The 2515-nt window shown below is 45.2% G+C and carries 4 protein-coding genes; 1 reads left to right on the plus strand and 3 read right to left on the minus strand.

What is annotated here, in order from left to right; translation table 11 throughout:
- From PAT3040_RS00785 to PAT3040_RS00795, 3 genes are all read right to left on the minus strand, one after another.
- The coding region (locus PAT3040_RS00785; protein WP_108991133.1) for a phosphoribosylaminoimidazolesuccinocarboxamide synthase at positions 1-682 on the minus strand (682 nt) is incomplete at its 3' end.
- A 109-nt stretch (positions 683-791) separates the two neighbouring features.
- Complete coding sequence (locus PAT3040_RS00790) at positions 792-1250, minus strand: VOC family protein (RefSeq protein WP_108991134.1); 459 nt, start codon at positions 1248-1250, stop codon at positions 792-794.
- A 53-nt stretch (positions 1251-1303) separates the two neighbouring features.
- Positions 1304-1660 (minus strand): SMI1/KNR4 family protein, encoded by a 357-nt coding sequence (locus PAT3040_RS00795; RefSeq protein ID WP_108991135.1) that lies wholly within the window; start codon positions 1658-1660, stop codon positions 1304-1306.
- Positions 1661-2163: 503 nt separating this feature from the next.
- Here PAT3040_RS00795 and PAT3040_RS40250 point away from each other — a divergent pair.
- On the plus strand, positions 2164-2515 hold a 352-nt coding region (locus PAT3040_RS40250), incomplete at its 3' end, for a hypothetical protein (protein WP_258234771.1).

Consider the following 2515-nt stretch of genomic DNA (forward strand, 5'->3'; position numbering starts at 1 on the left):
CCGCCAGCATGAGCTTCTCCAGCTCAAGCGGTTCAACGTACACTCCGTCCTTGAATGCTCTCATGTTTCCGCCAGATATTTCATCAATAAGAACAACTTGTCCGTCCTTTTTCAATCGGCCAAATTCCAACTTGATATCATACAGCTCGATGCCCTTCAAGCTTAGCTCGTCCTTTACGACTTGACTGATCTGCTTCGTCAGTTTTTCCAGCGCCTCGTACTCTTCGGCTGACAAAATACGCAGCATTTCAAGAGCAGACTTGCTGATCGGGGGATCTTGACGCGCATCATCCTTTAACGTCACTTCCACAAATGCATCCAGTGTTTGCCCTTCTTGCGCATACAGGCCGTAACGACGTAGAAAACTGCCTACCGCGCGATAGCGACATATGACCTCAAGCCCTTGGCCGAACACAGAGGCGGGAGCAACGGTCATCGTTGCTCTCTCGATATCCGCATCGATGTAATGCGTCGGAATGTTCGCTGCATTTAATTTCTCGAAAAAGAACTTCGTTAAGCGGAGTCCTGCCCGCCCGGCACCTTCCATAACTAACCCTACTGTATTGGCGCCAGGATCGAATACACCGTTCTCCCCTGTTACATCATCCTTAAACTTCAACAGATAATCCCCGTTTTCCAGCTCATATACATCTTTTGTCTTCCCTGTGTACAACCGATTCACAATGTGTATCCCCCTTCTGCAACAGTTAGATCCAGTAAATATTTTATATTATAGCATAACCGCTGATAGGTTAAGTTCATTTTGGCTCCAAACCCTGTCATTCGGCTAATTAATTCGGATAACCAAACCACAACTTAATAAAATTCCCATCCGGGTCGAAAACATCAAATGATTTTCCGCATCCGCCACTATCTTTAATCGGGCTCGTCCTTATACCCGCTTCAACTAATCTTCTATGGCATTTTTCAATGTCCTCGCTAATTTCCAATAGAAGAACATGATTAGGTCTTCCTTTATGATTAAAAGCTAATCGTTCTTCTCCATCAGTTTGTACAAGCATGATTTCAACGCCTGATGCAGGATAGATAAATACCTCTGTGTTGTCTGTTTCAATAGGAAGACGATTTTTAGTGGTGTTAAGATAGAAACCCAATTGAAACACATAGAAGTCGACTGCACGTTGCATATTTGTAACTGCCACTTCGATACAAGCAACTGATTTTACTGTTGCTTCTTCTTTCACGCTTGGCAGCAACTTCTTATGTTTATTGATTACTTGGTCACCCATAATCCATCACACCACCTATTGGAAATTTAATTAAGTTAAATGGATTAGACTAATCACCATTCATAAAAATTTTCCTCGATCAGCTCCTCAAATGAATCCGCTAATAACTTGATCTCCCCGGTATCGTGATAACAGATAAAAACCTTTCCTGCCTGATCGATGATGATCGGATCGCCGGACCCATCCATGGAAATGACATAACTGGTTCGCAAAACTTCTGCAAAGGGAAGCTCCTTAAATTGCTCTCGGAACTCCAGCGTCAAATCGACAACCGTTTCATTTCCGAGACTAGAGCCATTAGAGAAGGCATGTACCGCTAGACCTGCATATGCTCCCACAAACGTTCTGATAAAGTGTACGTAGTCCTCGTGAAAGTTTACTCCCAACCGCTGCTGGGCCTTAATAATCATTGTTACCACAATTCGGCGAAATGCTCCAGCAATTGTTGACTGCTCAATGTCTCAAGTTCAAGCATCGAAAAAAAGATCGCGTCACCTTGCCGTTTGGCGAAGTTGATACGATCTTAAGTATGCTTAAGTTGTTTGAAGCCTTCCGGCGCTTCCTCGTTGTTATCGTATAACATGAACAGGTGGCATACAGGGAGGCTTACTCGGTCAGGCCATCGCCATTCCGAGTATATATCTTATCGTTTTCCTCCAAGGGGGAATGTCCTGCAGGGTACCATAAGCAGTCAGAGCCTTCCGTTCGTCACAGAGCTAATCAACAGAAGGGTTAAAGTTATCAGTACCAACAAGCCTATAATTGCTCGCTTTCTAAAGTTGTTTGCCTTATTCATTAGGCCCTTCCTTTCCATTTCCTTAACCGAAGTCTCTTCGAATTCCACTTCCGATGCAGTAAGGCGTTTCCCAACAGTATACAGGGGAGAGTTTAAAACCAGTTTAAACCGGAGATCATGAATGAAAGCGAGTACATCATCGCGACTTCCGTAGACAAACCGCTTCGCGACGTGGGGAAAATACGGTCGATTGGTAACTCAAATAGCGCAGCCTGCAGGCTGCGCTATTTGTGTCCCAACATACTCCGCCCTATTCGTTCAATTCCAGTCTCTGGCGCGGGCAACGGCTTGACCTCGACGTTTGACGCACAGCTTTCCGATATTTCTGAACGTATGCGTCTTGACCGTCGTTTCCGCGATACCGAACCGACCGGCAATCTCCCTGTTAATATGCGATCGGTTTATTCGCCCGCCAGCATGAGCTTCTCCAGCTCAAGCGGTTCAACGTACACTCCGTCCTTGAATGCTC

The sequence above is a fragment of the Paenibacillus agaridevorans genome (genome assembly GCF_003112455.1).
Taxonomy (GTDB): domain Bacteria; phylum Bacillota; class Bacilli; order Paenibacillales; family Paenibacillaceae; genus Pristimantibacillus; species Pristimantibacillus agaridevorans.